Source organism: Cruoricaptor ignavus, from assembly GCF_900141665.1.
Taxonomy (GTDB): domain Bacteria; phylum Bacteroidota; class Bacteroidia; order Flavobacteriales; family Weeksellaceae; genus Cruoricaptor; species Cruoricaptor ignavus.
In genome coordinates this window covers 17,645-34,446 of sequence record NZ_FQYI01000003.1, presented here as the reverse complement: position 1 = coordinate 34,446, position 16,802 = coordinate 17,645, and the positions used below count along the sequence as shown (strand labels likewise).

The window sequence follows — 16,802 nt, the reverse complement described above, 5'->3', positions numbered from 1 at the left end:
CAAAAATTTCCTACAACGAATAATTCGGTGCTTCCTGCGTGATGATTACATCGTGAGGATGAGATTCCTTCAAACCGCTGCCCGTAATCTTCACCATTTTGGATTCCGTTTGCAGCGCGACAATGTCGTTCGCACCGCAATAGCCCATCCCCGCACGAATTCCGCCGGTCAGCTGGAAAATCACATCCTGCAGTTTGCCTTTGTGCGGCACCCTGCCTTCAATGCCTTCCGGTACAAATTTCTTCGCTTCGCTTTGGAAATAGCGCTCCTTGCCACCGCGTTTCATCGCCGCCAAACTGCCCATTCCCTGGTAAGATTTGAACTTCCTGCCCTGGAAAATAATTTCTTCCCCCGGTGCTTCATCGGTTCCCGCCAAAAGTGAACCGAGCATTACAGCAGCAGCACCGCTGGCAATGGCCTTCACGATGTCACCCGATAGTTTAATGCCGCCGTCCGCAATTACGGAAACGCCTTTTTCTCGGGCAAATTCGTACACATTGTAAATTGCGGAAAGCTGCGGCACGCCAACTCCTGCCACAACTCTCGTAGTGCAGATTGAGCCCGGGCCTACGCCCACCTTCAGCACATTGGCACCAGCATCTATCAGGTCTCTCGCCGCTTCAGCCGTCACAATATTTCCGCCAACAATGTCCAGCTCCGGAAATGCGTTGCGGATTTCCTTCACCTTTTCCAGAACGCCTTTGGAATGGCCGTGTGCAGAATCGACGGCAATGATGTCCACACCTGCATTTACCAAAGCTGAAATCCGCTCCATCGTATCATCGCCAACGCCAACGCCAGCCCCTACAATCAGCCTGCCGCTCGAGTCCTTCAGCGCATTAGGATATTCCAGCTGATTATCAATGTCTTTTATCGTGATTAATCCTACCAAACGGTATTGCTCATCCACGATTGGAAGTTTCTCCACACGGTTGGCTAGCAGGATTTTCTTCGCATCTTCCAGCGTTGTATCAAGGTGAGAAGTAATGAGGTTGTCCTTCGTCATCAGCGTTTCCACCTTTTGGGAATCGTCCTCGTGATATTTCACATCACGGTTGGTTATGATGCCGAGAAGTTTATTTTCAAAATCTACCACGGGAAGTCCGGAGATTTTGTAGCGAGCCATCAGCTGCTTTGCTTCGCCAAGCGTGTGGTCTTTCGTTAAAGTTACTGGGTCAGAAATCATACCGTTTTCTGAGCGCTTCACATTGTTCACCTGTCCAGCCTGATCGGCAATTGGCATATTTTTATGGATGAAGCCTAGGCCACCAACTCTTGCCAGGGCTATGGCCATTTCGGCTTCGGTTACGGTATCCATCGCTGCGGAAACGATGGGCACATTTAGCATAATTTTCTCGGAAAGCCTTGATTTGAGGGAAACCTGGTTGGGCAGGACTTCGGAATATGCAGGGATTAGCAGCACATCATCGAAAGTGATGGCTTGCTCTAAGATTTTGTCTTGAATAGGCATCGCACTTTCTTTGCAAAATTACGGCAAAAATAGTTTCCGCGAAAGCGTATTAATTCGAATTAATACTAATTTTTTCGAATGCTGGGGATTAAAAGTTCTCAAAAACATACGCCAGAATATCCTTGTCCTGCTTTGTAAGCGCTACTTTTCGGCGATGCATTACTTTTTCCGCAACTTCAAAGGCCTTATCCAGCTTAAATTTTTCATCACCGGAAAAACCGCCCCAGCTGAAATTCTCCACATAGTTCGGCGGAAAGCCAGCCCGAAAAATATTGGCTGCCACGCCAACCACAGTTCCTGTGTTTAGCTGTGTATTTATCGCGGTTTTCGCGTGGTCTGCCATTATCAACCCGCAAAATTGCAGCCCAGTATCTTCCAGTTTTTCGGATTTAAAACTGTAAAGCTTCACATTGGCGTAATTATTTTTCAGGTTGGAAGAATTCGTATCGGCGCCAAGATTACACCATTCACCAATCACCGAGTTGCCAACAAAACCTTCGTGGCCTTTGTTGCTGTAGCCGAAAACTACTATGTTATTCACTTCGCCGCCAATTTTCGAGTGCGGACCAATCGTGGTGGCACCGTAAATTTTCGAGCCGAGATTAAACTTCGAGCCTTCGCAAAGCGCAATGGGACCGCGAAGATTGCAACCTTCCATCACTTCGGCATTTTTCCCGATGTAGATTTTTCCAGTCAGCGTATTCAGCGTGGAAAATTCCACCGTGGCACCTTCTTCGATGAACAAATCTTCCGGATTTCCTAGCAGACCGTTCGTGGAAGATAGCGGCTGAGATGCCCTGTCCTTCGTTAAAAGCTGAAAATCGAAATCAATCGCCTTGTCGTTAAAGCTGAACAAATCCGTGCGCTTTTTGAAAAACACCAAGGGTTCTTCCACTTCGGTCATTTTTTCAATTTGCGACAGCGAAAAATCCTGCATATTCACCTTTGCAGCAAGCAATTCATTATCGTAAAACAGCGCCTCGCCAAGCTGTAGATTGTTGATTTGACTTAAAACTTTTTCCGTTGGCAAAAAGTTCGGGACAATTACCAAACCCTCTTCATTCTTCGGAGAAGGAAATTTTTTCTGCAAATAATCCTCAGTTAAAAACCTCACATCGCTGATTTCCAGCAACTTACACCATCTTTCTGAAAAGGTTAAAATTCCGCATCGCATTTCTGCGATGGGCCGTGTGAATGTGAGCGGTAAAAATTCTTCCCAAAATTGTGCGTCCGAAAATACCAGTTGCATAGCTTCGATTTTTGTCAAAAATACATAAAAAAAGCCTTCCCAACAGAGAAGGCTTAGCTGAATTTCCGCGGAAATTACTTCGCGAATTTCTTGTATTTGTTCATAAATTTATCCACACGGCCAGCCGTATCCACAAGCTTCACCTTACCGGTGTAGAAAGGGTGTGAAGTGGAAGAAATTTCCATCTTCACCAAAGGGTAAGTTTCGCCTTCGTACTCAATTGTGTCCCTCGTTTCCGCTGTGGATTTGCAAAGGAACATTTCATCGTTGCTCATATCCTTGAAAACTACGAGCCTATAATTGTCTGGGTGGATTCCGTTTTTCATAATGTGCTTACTTTTAAACTCTGCGGCATTTTCTTCCGCCAAAATTTTAGACCGCAAAAATACAAAACTTTTTCATTCCGGCAAAAAGTTTTTAGGAAAATTTTCAGCATTAATTTTTCTGCATATTCCAATCTTTTCCTATTTTTGAAAACTTTTCATTTTTTAAACGATGAATTTCAGATATTTTTTCGGCACAATGCTCTGCATACTATTCGCCGCCATTTCCTGCAAGACCGATGAAATCGTGTTTGATGCGCCTACTTCTGCGCTGAAATTTTCGAAGGACACGGTGTTTATCGACACGGTTTACCACCAGATCCGTTCCGAAGCCTACGCCGTGAAAGTTTACAACCAGGAGGATAAGGATGTGATGATTCCGCGGATTGCTTTGCGGGACGGCGCAAATTCTCAATACCGAATCAATGTGGACGGAAGGCCTGGCACACAGTTTACGAATGTGCCGCTGCGCCGAAAAGACAGCCTTTTCATCTTCGTGGAAATGGCGCCGAAAGCTAATGCTCCGGAAGCCATTGCCGAAGACAAAATTCAGTTCGAGGGTGCGGCAAACACGAAAGAAATCACGCTGTTTTCCGTGGTTCAAGATGCGGAATTTTTTATCGAAAGCAAAACCAACCCAAACATTATCACGGAAAACATCGTTTGGGACAATTCAAAAGCAAAGGTGATTTTTGGCAAATTATCTTTAGCAGAAGGAAAAACCTTAACGATTCAGAAAGGAACAAAGGTTTATTTTACGAAAAACGGAAGCCTTAGCCTGGGTAAAAATTCCACGCTGAAAGTGAATGGTGAACTGGGCAATGAGGTGCTGTTTCGCGGCGACAGAAGCGATACGAGATATGATACGATTGCGCTGAACTGGAAAGGAATTTCCGCAGATCAGGGCGCAAAACTCCATATTAATTATGCTAAAATTTTCGGCGGCGAAACTGGAATTTTGCTCAATTCTTCCGAAGCGGAAATTAAAAACTCCATCATCCACACCTTTCAAAAGTTTGGTATTCAGTCAGTTGCATCAAAATTAAACTTGGAAAACTCCGTGCTTTCAAATTGCGGCGAAGCCAATCTTGGAATTTACAAAGGTGGCAGTACAACGCTTCTGCACAGCACTTTGGCGAATTTTTGGAAGCTGAATTCCGCAATGCCTGCATACGCACTTTTCGTGACCAACGAATTTAACAATGGAAATTCCACGGAAAACGGCGCTGTAAATTTAACCGTGAAAAACTCGATTATTTTTGGAGAAAGGGAGAATGCCGTTTCGTTTAAACCGATTAACGGACAGAATTTTTCTTATCAATTTTCGCACTCTCTGCTGAAAATCGGCAAAGATTCGGGCTTTTCTTTTGACGCAAATCCTGCCATCAAAAATTCCATCAAAAACGAAGACCCGAAATTTGCAAACATCTTCACGCACAAGCTAAATTTACGGGTGAAGGATGATTCGCCAGCAAAAGCTAAAACACCGGTAATCAGCGGTTTAGAGAAAGATATCGCCGGAACTTCGCGCACAAATCCTGCAACCATCGGTGCTTATCAGTAATGGAAATTTCGGCGCTGCAAAAGCAGGTGGATGAGTGGATTAAAAGCGTTGGCGTGCGCTATTTCAGCGAGCTGACCAATATGGCGATTTTGTCCGAAGAAGTGGGCGAAGTTGCGCGGATTATCGCAAGAAAGTACGGAGAGCAAAGCGAGAAGGAAAGCGATAAAACTAAAGATTTAGGTGAAGAATTGGCGGATGTCCTGTTCGTCACCTTATGCCTTGCCAATCAGACGAACACCGATTTGCAGACGGCTTTTGATCGAAAAATGAAGCTGAAAACCGAACGGGATTTTGAGCGGCATCAAAACAACGAGAAGCTGAAATGAGCAATATTTTCCTGCCGAAATCCAAATTAATTCGGGATAAAACGCTGACAATCAGTGGCTCAAAAAGCGAATCTAACCGGCTTTTAATTCTGCAGAAATTATACGGCAACATCCAAATCGAAAATCTGTCGGATTCGCAAGACACCCAATTGTTGCAGAGTGCGCTGGGTTCTTCGGAAGAAATTATCGACATTCATCACGCCGGAACGGCGATGCGATTCTTGACATCGTTTTTCGCCATTCAGGAAAGCAGAACCACGATTCTCACAGGAAGCGAAAGAATGAAGCAAAGGCCTGTAAAACCGTTGGTAGAAGCACTTCTTGCGCTTGGTGCGGAAATTTATTATTTGGAAAATCCAGGTTTTCCGCCGCTGAAAATCGTTGGGAAAAAACTGAAAAATCACCGCATAAAAATCGATGCCGGAATTTCGTCACAGTTTATTTCATCGCTGATGATGATTGGCGGAAAGCTGGAAAACGGCCTAGAAATCGAGCTTCTGGGTGAAATCACTTCCAAACCGTACCTGGAAATGACGCTCAATCTGCTCACGGAAATTGGAATTGAAAGCCATTTTGAAAACAGCATCATTCGGATTTTTCCGGCGAAAAATTTAGCAACTAAAAAATTAGTGATAGAAAGCGACTGGTCTTCGGCAAGCTATTTCTATTCGGCTTGTGCAATTGGCCGTGAAAAAATCAGCCTGAGAAATTTCAAGCAAAATTCTTTGCAGGGCGACGCATTCGTTGCAGAACTTTACAAGAATTTTTTCGGAATAAAAACCGAATTTTCTGACGAAACAATTTCCTTGATTCCAACAGAAAAATTCAGCAAGCCGGAAAAAATTTCATTGGATATGAATTCCTGTCCGGATATTGTGCAAACGCTTTGTGCAACGGCATCTGCAATGAAAATTCCGTTCGAAATTTCCGGACTGAAAACTTTGAAAATAAAGGAAACCGACAGGCTTTCTGCTCTGAAAAATGAGCTGGAAAAAATCGGTTGCATTACAGAAATTGGCGATGATTTCATTAAAACTAAAAAATTCGTTGAACCGCAAAATGAGATTTTGATCGAAACTTACGATGATCACAGGATGGCGATGAGTTTTGCACCGTATTGTTTAGCACAGCCATTAACCATTGAAAATCAGCAGGTTATAGAGAAATCTTATCCAAAATTTTGGCAGGATTTCGCGCAGATTCTTTCGCCCGAAAATTAATTGCTAAATTTGTTCCGAAAGCCGCCAATTGTGGACGACGGAGTTGTAAAGTCCTACATTTTCCCGGACTTCCAATTTTCGGCGGAAGAACTTTTTAAAAATCTCGATTGAAAACCATTATCATCACTGGAACTTCGGCCGGAATCGGTTTTGCGCTCGCCGAACATCTTGGAAGGCAAGGACACAAAGTGTACGGGCTCAGCAGAAAACCTACTGATTCAAAATATTTTACGACAATTCCAACAGATATTACGGATGCTGAGCAAATTGAGAAAGCCGTTTCGGAAATTTTGCAGAAACAACATCGCATCGATGTGCTCATCAACAACGCAGGTATGGGAATGGTGGGTGCTGTGGAAGATGCGCAAAAGCCTGAAATTCAGCAGCTTTTCGATTTGAATCTGATTGGAACCGTGCAAATGTTAAGTGCAGTTTTGCCGAAAATGCGGGAACAGAAATTCGGGCAAATCATCAATATTTCGAGTATTGGTTCTGAGATGGGATTGCCTTTCCGCGGATTTTATTCCGCGTCGAAAGCTGCTGTGGATAAGGTGACGGAAGCTGTGCGCTACGAGGTTTTGCCGTGGAATATTCAAATTTGTGCGCTGCATTTGGGCGACATCAAAACGAAAATTGCGGATAACCGTGTGCGTTCCGAAGTTTCCGAGCCGTACCAGAAAATGTTCGATTCGGTTTACAGCCTGATGAATGCTCATGTGGATGCCGGAACTTCACCGGAACTTGTGGCGGTTTATGTTGAAAAATTGCTTCAGAAAAATCGCTGGAAAGCGCATTATTTCTTCGGACCTTTCGGGCAGAAAATCGGCATTCCGCTGAAACACATTTTGCCGCAGAATTTCTACGAAAAACTGATGAGGCGGTATAATAAAATGTAGATTTTCTGGGTTTTAAGCCTATGAAAGCCTTTGCTGCACGACTTTTCTTGCTGATTTTTCCTTTAGTTTGCTCGCTGAGCTTTGCTCAGAATTTCATCCTGAAAGACATTGAAACCGGGAAAGAATTCGTGCGGAAAGATTCGATGAGCGCTGTTAAATTTCTGGATTCGCTCGTTTCTGCAAACTATTTTCTTACGAAAATTGTCGTGGCAGAGAAGTATGGATCCGATGTGAGAATTATTTTTGAAAAGGGTAAAAATTTCAATCAGGCACGCCTGGAGTTCAGTCCAGAACTGAGCAATTATAAGAGGATCACTTCCACTAAAAACCTGGATTCACTTCAGAAATCCATCAGCAGAGATTTGTACAATAGTGGATATCCTTTCAATCGGGTGCTCACTCAATGGATCGGTTTTAAGCAAGGGCAAGCCACGGTGCGGTTATCTGCAGACCTTGGCGAATTGCGACAAATAAACTCCGTTGAAATTAGAGGGTATGATAAAGTGCCTCGAGCTTTTGTGAAAAACATTAATCGGAGATATGCAGGGAAACCATACAGTCAAAAGCTTATTCAAAACTTAAACACAGAAATCAGTCAAAATCAATTTATTGCACTTGAAAGGCAAGCGCAGACACAATTCACAAAAGATTCCACCAAAATCTATCTTTTTCTTCAGAAAAAAAAGGCTAGCTCCTTTGATGGCATAATCGGTTTTGGGACAGACGAAAGAGGAAAATTTAAATTCAACGGGCTCCTGGATTTACAGTTCATAAATCTCCTGAATTCTTTTGAGGATATATCGCTTCACTGGCAGCGCAGCCAGGACGGTGGACAAAATCTCAGCTTGCAGGTCGATGTGCCTTTCCTGTTCAAATCACGAACCGGAGCGAACATTGATATGAATATTTTCGTGCAGGATTCAGCCTTTGCTAAAGTTCGTTTTCTCCCGTCGCTTTACCGACAAATTAACCAAAGAAATAAAATAGGTTTAAACGCATTGTTTGAAACATCTGCAGTACTGGAAGGGGGCAGTTATGCTAATTTTGAAAATTATAATTCAAACGGAGTAGGTATTTGGTACTCATTTACAAAAAACTCTGAAATACCAATTTTTCTATACGATACTGAGCTAAGAACGGGGGTAAATATTGCCAAATTGAAATACAATGATTCTGGGCATCGGACAACGCAAACTAAATTCGAAGCAGGCTATGGGCAAAACATAAAAATATTTAAACAGAACTGGATAAATATAAGCGCTGAAGCAGCAGGGATTACACCAGGTAGTTCTAATAAAACGGCAGATAATACTATGCTGAGGTTTGGAGGGTGGAAATCTATGCGTAGCTTTGGTGAACAGTCGATTCTGGCGAACTTCTATGCATTTGGCGGTCTGAAATACAGATATCTTGTCAATGACGGAATATACTTCGATCTTTTTGGACAATATGGATTTCTGGAAAATAAAAATCTGAAAAAGAATCCAAATCTTTACAGTTTTGGAGCAGGCTTTACAATGCAGTTTAAGTTAGGAATTATGACTTTCCAGCTTAGCAACGGCGGACTTAGTGGCACACCATTGAAATTTGATGATACAAAAATCCATTGGGGCCTTTTAACAAAGTTTTAACAAAAGATTCTATTTAATAAAAACCTAACTTTCTTGGCGTCGTCCAGGTGTGAGCCGTCGGGTCCCGTTCTTGCGCGCCCCGGGTGGCAAAAAAGAAGAACCCCCGCCACTCTGGGTGGCGGGGGTTCCGGTTTAAAAAGACTGGCGGCGACCTACTCTCCCGCTTTCGCAGTACCATCGGCGCTGGAGGGCTTAACTTCCGTGTTCGGGATGGGAACGGGTGAGCCCCTCCGCAGTGGCCGCCCAAGTTGGACAGCCCTCATAAAGGGCTTATTTCTTACGGTAACGTCATCACAAGGAGGCGACCCATCGGGCGCCCTGGCGCTCCGGCCTCGGGGCCATAAATCTACGGGCAATTAGTACCGCTCGGCTGACCTGTTGCCAGGTGTGCACCTGCGGCCTATCGACGTGGTCATCTTCCACGACCCTTAAAAGACGCCTAATCTCGGGGCAGGTTTCGCGCTTATATGCCTTCAGCGCTTATCCGAACCAGACATAGCTACCCAGCGGTGCGCCTGGCGGCACAACTGGTACACCAGAGGTCTGTTCAGGCCGGTCCTCTCGTACTAGACCCAAGCCCCCTCAAGCGTCTAACGCCCGCAGTAGATAGAGACCGAACTGTCTCACGACGTTCTGAACCCAGCTCGCGTGCCGCTTTAATGGGCGAACAGCCCAACCCTTGGGACCTTCTCCAGCCCCAGGATGCGACGAGCCGACATCGAGGTGCCGAACCTCCCCGTCGATGTGAGCTCTTGGGGGAGACTAGCCTGTTATCCCCGGAGTACCTTTTATCCTATGAGCGATGGCCCTTCCATACGGAACCACCGGATCACTATGTCCTGCTTTCGCACCTGGTCGGCTTGTTGGCCTCGCAGTCAAGCACCCTTATGCCATTACACTCTGCGCACGGTTACCAAGCGTGCTGAGGGTACCTTTGAAAGCCTCCGTTACCCTTTTGGAGGCGACCACCCCAGTCAAACTACCCGCCACGCGGTGTCCTCCTTCCGGAGTTAGGCTCCAAGCAAGCAAAGGGTGGTATTTCAACGGCGGCTCCACAGACACTGGCGTGCCCGCTTCATAGCCTCCCACCTATCCTACACATTGATTGCTCAGAGTCAACACGAAGCTATAGTAAAGGTTCACAGGGTCTTTTCGTCCCACTGCGGGTAATCGGCATCTTCACCGATACTACAATTTCACCGAGCTCGTGGCCGAGACAGTGCCCAGATCGTTACACCATTCGTGCAGGTCGGAACTTACCCGACAAGGAATTTCGCTACCTTAGGACCGTTATAGTTACGGCCGCCGTTTACCGGGGCTTCAGTCAGCGCCTTCGATTGCTCTAAGCGCCTCCCTTAACCTTCCGGCACCGGGCAGGTGTCAGACCCTATACGTCATCTTTCGATTTGGCAGAGTCCTGTGTTTTTGATAAACAGTCGCCTGGGCCTCTTCACTGCGGCCCCCGTCGCCGGGGGCGTCTCTTTTTCCGAAGTTACGAGACAATTTTGCCTAGTTCCTTAGCCACGACTCACTCGAGCACCTTAGGATCCTCTCCTCGACCACCTGTGTCGGTTTTGGTACGGGCCGCCTCACTCGCTTTTCTTGGATCCCCCTTCGCTGCAGCAGCTTCGCCCGAAGGCTAGGCCTTGACTATTCCGTCAGTCTCCAGCAGCTACGGAGAACCGTCACTTCCAGTGTGGGCGGGTCAGGGAATATTAACCCTGTGTCCATCCGCTACCCCCTTCGGGTTCGCGTTAGGCCCCGACTAACCCCCGGCTGATTAGCATGGCCGGGGAAGCCTTGGTCTTTCGGTGTGCGGGTTTCTCGCCCGCATTATCGTTACTTATGCCTACATTTTCTTTTCCGGAAGCTCCACCGCGCCTCGCGGCGCGGCTTCCAGGCCGCCGGAATGCTCCCCTACCGATATAATATATCCCATGGCTTCGGTAGCGCGCTTATGCCCGATTATTATCCATGCCGGACCGCTCGACTAGTGAGCTGTTACGCACTCTTTAAATGAATGGCTGCTTCCAAGCCAACATCCTAGCTGTCTGTGCAGTCCGACCGCGTTTCTCCAACTTAGCGCGCATTTGGGGACCTTAGCCGTTGGTCCGGGTTCTTTCCCTCTCGGACGCGGACCTTAGCACCCGCGCCCTCACTGCCGCGCAGCATCCACCGGCATTCGGAGTTTGTCAGGAATTGGTAGGCGGTGAAACCCCCGCATCCAATCAGTAGCTCTACCTCCGGAGGACTCGCGCGACGCTGCACCTAAATGCATTTCGGGGAGTACGAGCTATCTCCCAGTTTGATTAGCCTTTCACCCCTACCCACAGGTCATCCGAAGGCTTTTCAACGCCAACCGGTTCGGCCCTCCACTCTGTGTTACCAGAGCTTCAGCCTGCCCATGGGTAGATCACAAGGTTTCGCGTCTAATACCGCCGACTACGCGCCCTGTTCAGACTCGCTTTCGCTCCGGCTCCGCGCCTTAAGCGCTTAACCTCGCCGGCGACATTAACTCGTAGGCTCATTATGCAAAAGGCACGCCGTCATCCCATCGCGGGACTCCGACCGCTTGTAGGCGCACGGTTTCAGGCTCTCTTTCACCCTCCTGTTCGGAGTGCTTTTCACCTTTCCCTCACGGTACTGGTCCACTATCGGTCTTCAAGGAGTATTTAGCCTTGGAGGATGGTCCCCCCGTATTCAGACAGGATTTCACGTGTCCCGCCCTACTCTTGTTTCACCCCGACATGCCTTTCGCGTACAGGATTGTCACCTTCTCCGATCGCCCTTTCCAGAGCGTTCCGCTAAGCATATCAAGGCTTTTGGGCTAGTCCGCTTTCGCTCGCCACTACTCACGGAATCTCTTCGATTTCTTTTCCTCCGGGTACTTAGATGTTTCAGTTCCCCGGGTTCGCCCCATTGCTGGTGACACGCCTTCAGCGTGCCGGGTTGCCCCATTCGGATATCCGCGGATCAATTCGTGTGTGCCGATCCCCGCGGCTTTTCGCAGCTTGCCACGTCCTTCGTCGCCTCTTGAAGCCTAGGCATCCGCCGTGCGCCCTTAACGATTTCTTTCCCTAAGGTTCTCGGTGCGCCTCCCGGCGCCCGGTCGTCTCTTTGTGATGTCTTACCGTATATGTCAATGATCCTCGATCTCGCCTCCCACCCCAGGGACCCACGCTGCATCCTTCGCAGCGCCCCCCAAGGGCTTCCGGCAGGCCGCATTCCGCGGCTGTGGAGAATAAGGGATTCGAACCCTTGACCCCCTGCGTGCAAGGCAGGTGCTCTAGCCAGCTGAGCTAATTCCCCAGGCATCCGTAGTCTCGGGCAGGCTCGAACTGCCGACCTCTACATTATCAGTGTAGCGCTCTAACCGGCTGAGCTACGAGACTCCTCTACCCGCCTGACCCGTGGCCCGCGACAATGCGCTGGGCTCGCGCCCGGGCGTGAATCCTCCTTTTCCTTTATATGATCCGATACTATACAACAACAGGGCGGGGCGGCGCCCCCCGGCGCGCGGGGCCCATGAAGGACCGTGTGCTTATTGACTTGATAAAGCCTCTAAAATGAGATGTTCCAGCCGCACCTTCCGGTACGGCTACCTTGTTACGACTTAGCCCTAGTTACCCGTTTTACCCTAGGCAGCTCCTTTTACGGTCACCGACTTCAGGTACCCCGGACTTCCATGGCTTGACGGGCGGTGTGTACAAGGCCCGGGAACGTATTCACCGCGCCATGGCTGATGCGCGATTACTAGCGATTCCAGCTTCATAGAGTCGAGTTGCAGACTCCAATCCGAACTGAGACCGGCTTTCGAGATTCGCTCCGCGTCGCCGCGTGGCTGCCCTCTGTACCGGCCATTGTATTACGTGTGTGGCCCAGGGCGTAAGGGCCGTGATGATTTGACGTCGTCCCCGCCTTCCTCGCTACTTGCGTAGGCAGTCCCGCCAGAGTCCCCAACTTAATGATGGCAACTGGCGGCAGGGGTTGCGCTCGTTGCAGGACTTAACCTAACACCTCACGGCACGAGCTGACGACAACCATGCAGCACCTTGAAGACCGTCCGAAGAAAGGCGCATCTCTGCGCCGGTCGGCCCCCATTTAAGCCCTGGTAAGGTTCCTCGCGTATCATCGAATTAAACCACATAATCCACCGCTTGTGCGGGCCCCCGTCAATTCCTTTGAGTTTCAGGCTTGCGCCCGTACTCCCCAGGTGGCTCACTTATCACTTTCGCTTAGCCCCCGAACGATAACGCCCGAGAACGAGTGAGCATCGTTTACGGCGTGGACTACCAGGGTATCTAATCCTGTTCGCTCCCCACGCTTTCGTCCATCAGCGTCAGTAAGGCCTTGGCGACCTGCCTTCGCTATCGGTGTTCTGAGTGATATCTATGCATTTCACCGCTACACCACTCATTCCGGCCGCCTCAAGCCTACTCAAGACCCGCAGTATCGAAGGCGGTTCCGCGGTTGAGCCGCGGGATTTCACCTCCGACTTACAGGCCCGCCTACGGACCCTTTAAACCCAATAAATCCGGATAACGCTCGCACCCTCCGTATTACCGCGGCTGCTGGCACGGAGTTAGCCGGTGCTTATTCGTACGGTACCTTCAGCTATCTACGCGTAGATAGGTTTATCCCCGTACAAAAGAAGTTTACAGGCCATAGGCCCTTAGTCCTTCACGCGGGATGGCTGGATCAGGCTTCCACCCATTGTCCAATATTCCTCACTGCTGCCTCCCGTAGGAGTCTGGTCCGTGTCTCAGTACCAGTGTGGGGGATCACCCTCTCAGGCCCCCTAAGGATCAAAGGCTTGGTAGGCCGTTACCCTGCCAACTACCTAATCCTGCGCGTGCCCATCCCCGTCCGTAACCTTTCAATGACCGCCGATGCCGGCGAACATCCTATGGGGTGTTAATCCTCCTTTCGGAGGGCTATCCCCCAGACAGGGGCAGGTTGCACACGTGCTCCTCACCCGTACGCCGCTCTCACCCCGAAGGGATCCCGCCCGGCTTGCATGTGTTAGGCCTCCCGCTAGCGTTCATCCTGAGCCAGGATCAAACTCTCCATTGTATTTCCGTTCCGCGGCGCCCCATCGAATACGCCATAAAGCATACCCGGGCGCCGCCCCTTACCTGGTTGTATGTATCGTTGATTTCAATGATCCTCTCTCTTCCAAACCACCAGGCCAAAGGCCTCTCGTGATTTGCGGTTGCAAAGGTAAGAACTTTTTTGAAACTACCAAAACTTTTTGAAAAAAATTATTTTTTTTCGTCCCGGAGCCCCAGCAAAAATCCCCCCGCGCTTGACCCGAAAAACGGGTGGGCAAAGGTAGGAATTTGTCACTCAAACTTCCAAACGCTCCGCCAAGTTTTTTTTAAAAAATTTCAAATAGGGCTTATTATCCCCTCGCAACGCTCCCCCAATACCAAATCGGGAGTGCAAAGATAAGGGGATTTCCCGAACAGGCAAGAGGTAATTTAAAAAAAATCTGCCCGCCGGGCCCAAGTCGCTGGTTATCAGGTAGAAAAATTTTAAAGAAAGACCAACCCGGCAGTAAGTGGTTATCGTAAACTGCTCCGAGTGGAGAGAGGGGGTAATTGTTTCGGGGGATGATTATATAAGAATTTCTAGGCACTTTTCCAGGCTGGCTTCCCAATGTTTTGGCTCGATGCCGTAGGTACGCTCGATTTTTTCCAGGGACATGGTGCTGCGCGCCGGGCGCTTTGCGGGGGTTGGATATTCTGATGTGGGGATGGGGTGGATTTTAATATTATTTTTTGAGGATTCTGCAATCTTCGACGCAAAATCGTACCAAGTGGTCTCGGGATAGTTTGAAAAATGAAAAATTCCGTAGGTTTTATTTTCTGACTCAATTATTTTCATAATCGCTTCAGCAAGGTCGTTGGCGTTGGTCGGCTGCCCGTACTGATCCGCCACTACATTCAGTTCATCTTTCTGGCTAAAAAGTGTGAGCATTGTTTTTACAAAATTTTTACTGAATTCGGAGTATAGCCACGAGGTACGGAGGATGATGGTTTCTGGGTTGGCAGCCAGCGCAAGCTCTTCCCCCTTTAGCTTGGATGCGCCATATACACCCTGCGGGTTGGGAGAATCTCCTTCCTCGTAAGGCAGCTGGGTATAGCCATCGAATACATAATCGGTGGAAATATGGATAAAAACCGTTCCGTTTTCCGCACAAGCCTTTGCAAGGTTTTCCACCCCCAGGGCATTTACGGCATAGGCTTTTTCCTCATCGCTTTCTGCCTTGTCTACGGCGGTGTAGGCGGCAGCATTTATGCAGAAATCCGGTCTTTGGTTCTCAAAATAGTCGGAAACTGCTGCGCCGTCGGTAATATCAAGAGTGCGTGAGTTTTGGAAATCAAACTGAAAAGCTTCCGTATAGTTTTCGCTGAGTTTTCTCAGGCAGCTTCCCAGCTGGCCGCTGCCCCCGGTAACGAGAATTTTTTTCATTTTGGTATTCTTTTTTTGTTTTGGTGTCTCAAGTATTTTGCTCTCTCGTCGAAATCCGTTTGTTCAACCTGCGCTATCGTTTCCCGCACAGTCTGAAGGAGGCTTTCAGGCATCTCCACTGCCTTCCTGGTCTGCAGATTGAAATAAATCGTGGTGATCCAAAGTAGGCAATGCGTGACTGAGCCATCGGCAGAGGTCATTAAAATCTCCACCGTGGAAGTTCGCTCGTCTGTCGAGATTGTTTTACTGGTAATCGCTACCATTTCATTGCTTCGGACTTCGCGAAGGTAAGCGATCTGAGATTTAACTGTCACCCAGGTGCAGCCAGTGTCGCCGATGTGTTCTTCATATGTAAAGCCGTACGCCTGCTCGAAGTGATCTTCCCTGGCATTGAGCATATATTCCAGATAGCGAACATTGTTAAGATGCCCCAGGGGGTCGCAGTGCCAGAAGCGGACTTTGGTGAGTGAACTGATTTCGCGGCTCATCGTACAAAAATAAAAAACCGCCTCAGGGAAGCGGTTTGAAGGTTTTAGTGTCAATATTAAATGCCAAGTTCTTTTTTCACTGCAGCAGTGCCGTCGATTTTTCCGTTGCTGTAGATCAGCGCAGATGAATCGATCACATAGTCCCAACCCTGTGCCTTGGACACTTTCTCGATGGTGTTATTAAGCCTGTCTATCACCGGCTGCAAAAGGCTATCTCTCTTTTTATTAAGGTCCTGCTGCGCCGTGAAACTAAGCTGCTGAAGATCCTGCTGCTTTTTCGCAAGTTCTGTTTCCTTCGTCTGTCTTTGGGCCTCGGTCATCTTTGCACCTTCTGACTGATATTTCTGCACCTCCGCCTGGAAAGCATCTGCCTGCTTTTTCAGCTCGGCTTCTTTAGTTTTGCTGAAAGTATCCAGCTCTGAAGTTACTTTTTTTGTCTCCGGCATTAGTGCGAGAATCTCCTGATAATCCAGCGCAGCCACTTTTTGAGCATTTGTAAACCCTACTGCAACGAACACCATTACCGCTGCAAAAAATACACTTAGTTTTTTCATAATCTTTTTTAATATAAATTGAGTTGTTTTAAATTTAATTTCTCTTATTGTTTCCGGTTTTCTTTGGTTCTGCACCGGCTGCGTTATTTTTTTGAAGCAACAAATCTAACACTTTATCGGTATAATCATATTTTTTGTCCAAGAAAATAACGCTGATGTTGTTGCTTTTATCCAAAACAATGCCGAGATTGTTTTTTTCAGACATTGTTTTAATGGCATTCCAAATCTGATCCTGAAAAGGCTTCACGAGGGCAGAGCGGGAGCGGTTCATCTCCCCATCGGTGCCGAAGCGCTGGGAGACGGTATTTTTCAGCTTGGCATCCAGGTCTTTTATTTCCTGCTCTCGCTGCTTCAGCTGATCGCCAACCAGCAGAATCTTCTCATTTTCAAAGGTATTGCGCTTGGTCTCATATTCCGTCTGCAGGCGCTGCACCTCTTCTTCCCACTGCTTTACCTGGGAATTCAGGCGTGCCTCCGCCTCTTTATACTGCGGCATTCTCGCCAGGATGTAGTTGGTATCTACCACGCCTATCTTCTGCGCGTTTGCCGCGGCGGCAACAATGGTTGCGAAAAATGCTATTTTAAGTCTGTTCATTTTTGTTCAGA

12 protein-coding genes, 2 tRNA genes and 3 rRNA genes are annotated in these 16,802 nt (G+C 48.0%); 5 read left to right on the top strand and 12 right to left on the bottom strand.

Annotated elements, in window-relative coordinates; translation table 11 throughout:
- Positions 1–10: 10 nt before the first annotated feature.
- From guaB to BUB43_RS04315, 3 genes are all read right to left on the bottom strand, one after another.
- Positions 11–1,471 (bottom strand): IMP dehydrogenase, encoded by a 1,461-nt coding sequence (gene guaB, locus BUB43_RS04325; protein ID WP_073178701.1) that lies wholly within the window; start codon positions 1,469–1,471, stop codon positions 11–13.
- A gap of 88 nt (positions 1,472–1,559) precedes the next feature.
- Complete coding sequence (locus BUB43_RS04320; protein WP_073178699.1) at positions 1,560–2,720, bottom strand: GlmU family protein; 1,161 nt, start codon at positions 2,718–2,720, stop codon at positions 1,560–1,562.
- A gap of 74 nt (positions 2,721–2,794) precedes the next feature.
- Positions 2,795–3,046 (bottom strand): type B 50S ribosomal protein L31, encoded by a 252-nt coding sequence (locus BUB43_RS04315; RefSeq protein WP_073178697.1) that lies wholly within the window; start codon positions 3,044–3,046, stop codon positions 2,795–2,797.
- A 169-nt stretch (positions 3,047–3,215) separates the two neighbouring features.
- On the opposite strand from BUB43_RS04315, the gene BUB43_RS04310 reads away from it, so the two are divergent.
- From BUB43_RS04310 to BUB43_RS04290, 5 genes are all read left to right on the top strand, one after another.
- Complete coding sequence (locus tag BUB43_RS04310; protein WP_073178696.1) at positions 3,216–4,607, top strand: hypothetical protein; 1,392 nt, start codon at positions 3,216–3,218, stop codon at positions 4,605–4,607.
- Positions 4,607–4,933 (top strand): nucleotide pyrophosphohydrolase, encoded by a 327-nt coding sequence (locus BUB43_RS04305; protein WP_073178694.1) that lies wholly within the window; start codon positions 4,607–4,609, stop codon positions 4,931–4,933. Before BUB43_RS04310 ends, BUB43_RS04305 begins: the two co-directional genes overlap by 1 nt.
- Positions 4,930–6,153, top strand: a complete 1,224-nt coding sequence (locus tag BUB43_RS04300) for a 3-phosphoshikimate 1-carboxyvinyltransferase (RefSeq protein ID WP_073178693.1) — start codon at positions 4,930–4,932, stop codon at positions 6,151–6,153. Before BUB43_RS04305 ends, BUB43_RS04300 begins: the two co-directional genes overlap by 4 nt.
- A gap of 107 nt (positions 6,154–6,260) precedes the next feature.
- Positions 6,261–7,049 carry an SDR family oxidoreductase gene (locus BUB43_RS04295; protein WP_073178691.1) on the top strand — a complete coding sequence of 263 codons (789 nt, stop codon included), beginning with the start codon at positions 6,261–6,263 and terminating at the stop codon, positions 7,047–7,049.
- A gap of 143 nt (positions 7,050–7,192) precedes the next feature.
- Positions 7,193–8,680, top strand: a complete 1,488-nt coding sequence (locus BUB43_RS04290) for a BamA/TamA family outer membrane protein (protein ID WP_143154032.1) — start codon at positions 7,193–7,195, stop codon at positions 8,678–8,680.
- Positions 8,681–8,819: 139 nt separating this feature from the next.
- Here BUB43_RS04290 and rrf read toward each other — a convergent pair.
- The 9 genes from rrf to BUB43_RS04240 form a co-directional block, all read right to left on the bottom strand.
- Positions 8,820–8,927 (bottom strand): 5S ribosomal RNA (gene rrf, locus BUB43_RS04285).
- 89 nt (positions 8,928–9,016) lie between these two features.
- Positions 9,017–11,755 (bottom strand): 23S ribosomal RNA (locus tag BUB43_RS04280).
- Between the two features lie 160 nt (positions 11,756–11,915).
- Positions 11,916–11,989: transfer RNA gene (locus BUB43_RS04275), tRNA-Ala, on the bottom strand.
- Positions 11,990–11,998: 9 nt separating this feature from the next.
- Positions 11,999–12,072: transfer RNA gene (locus BUB43_RS04270), tRNA-Ile, on the bottom strand.
- A 172-nt stretch (positions 12,073–12,244) separates the two neighbouring features.
- Positions 12,245–13,753: ribosomal RNA gene (locus BUB43_RS04265) — 16S ribosomal RNA — on the bottom strand.
- Together the 16S, 23S and 5S rRNA genes with 2 tRNA genes alongside form the textbook arrangement of a ribosomal RNA operon.
- Positions 13,754–14,296: 543 nt before the next feature.
- Positions 14,297–15,154, bottom strand: coding sequence for a dTDP-4-dehydrorhamnose reductase (gene rfbD, locus BUB43_RS04255; protein ID WP_073178686.1), 858 nt, complete (start codon positions 15,152–15,154; stop codon positions 14,297–14,299).
- Entirely contained in the window at positions 15,151–15,642 is a 492-nt protein-coding gene (locus BUB43_RS04250) for an acyl-CoA thioesterase (protein WP_073178684.1), read from the bottom strand. The genes rfbD and BUB43_RS04250 overlap by 4 nt, the downstream gene beginning before the upstream one ends.
- Positions 15,643–15,698: 56 nt before the next feature.
- A complete protein-coding gene (locus BUB43_RS04245) occupies positions 15,699–16,196 on the bottom strand; it encodes an OmpH/Skp family outer membrane protein (RefSeq protein ID WP_073178951.1) in 498 nt (165 codons plus the stop codon).
- A gap of 34 nt (positions 16,197–16,230) precedes the next feature.
- Positions 16,231–16,791 carry an OmpH/Skp family outer membrane protein gene (locus BUB43_RS04240; protein ID WP_073178683.1) on the bottom strand — a complete coding sequence of 187 codons (561 nt, stop codon included), beginning with the start codon at positions 16,789–16,791 and terminating at the stop codon, positions 16,231–16,233.
- Between the last annotated feature and the right edge of the window lie 11 nt (positions 16,792–16,802).

Bases quoted from the DNA above. Each gene is read 5' to 3' on its own strand.
- guaB (WP_073178701.1), bottom strand. From the start codon at position 1,471: ATGCCTATTCAAGACAAAATCTTAGAGCAAGCCATCACTTTCGATGAT.
- BUB43_RS04320 (WP_073178699.1), bottom strand. From the start codon at position 2,720: ATGCAACTGGTATTTTCGGACGCACAATTTTGGGAAGAATTTTTACCG.
- BUB43_RS04315 (WP_073178697.1), bottom strand. From the start codon at position 3,046: ATGAAAAACGGAATCCACCCAGACAATTATAGGCTCGTAGTTTTCAAG.
- BUB43_RS04310 (WP_073178696.1), top strand. From the start codon at position 3,216: ATGAATTTCAGATATTTTTTCGGCACAATGCTCTGCATACTATTCGCC.
- BUB43_RS04305 (WP_073178694.1), top strand. From the start codon at position 4,607: ATGGAAATTTCGGCGCTGCAAAAGCAGGTGGATGAGTGGATTAAAAGC.
- BUB43_RS04300 (WP_073178693.1), top strand. From the start codon at position 4,930: ATGAGCAATATTTTCCTGCCGAAATCCAAATTAATTCGGGATAAAACG.
- BUB43_RS04290 (WP_143154032.1), top strand. From the start codon at position 7,193: ATGAGCGCTGTTAAATTTCTGGATTCGCTCGTTTCTGCAAACTATTTT.
- rfbD (WP_073178686.1), bottom strand. From the start codon at position 15,154: ATGAAAAAAATTCTCGTTACCGGGGGCAGCGGCCAGCTGGGAAGCTGC.
- BUB43_RS04250 (WP_073178684.1), bottom strand. From the start codon at position 15,642: ATGAGCCGCGAAATCAGTTCACTCACCAAAGTCCGCTTCTGGCACTGC.
- BUB43_RS04245 (WP_073178951.1), bottom strand. From the start codon at position 16,196: ATGAAAAAACTAAGTGTATTTTTTGCAGCGGTAATGGTGTTCGTTGCA.
- BUB43_RS04240 (WP_073178683.1), bottom strand. From the start codon at position 16,791: ATGAACAGACTTAAAATAGCATTTTTCGCAACCATTGTTGCCGCCGCG.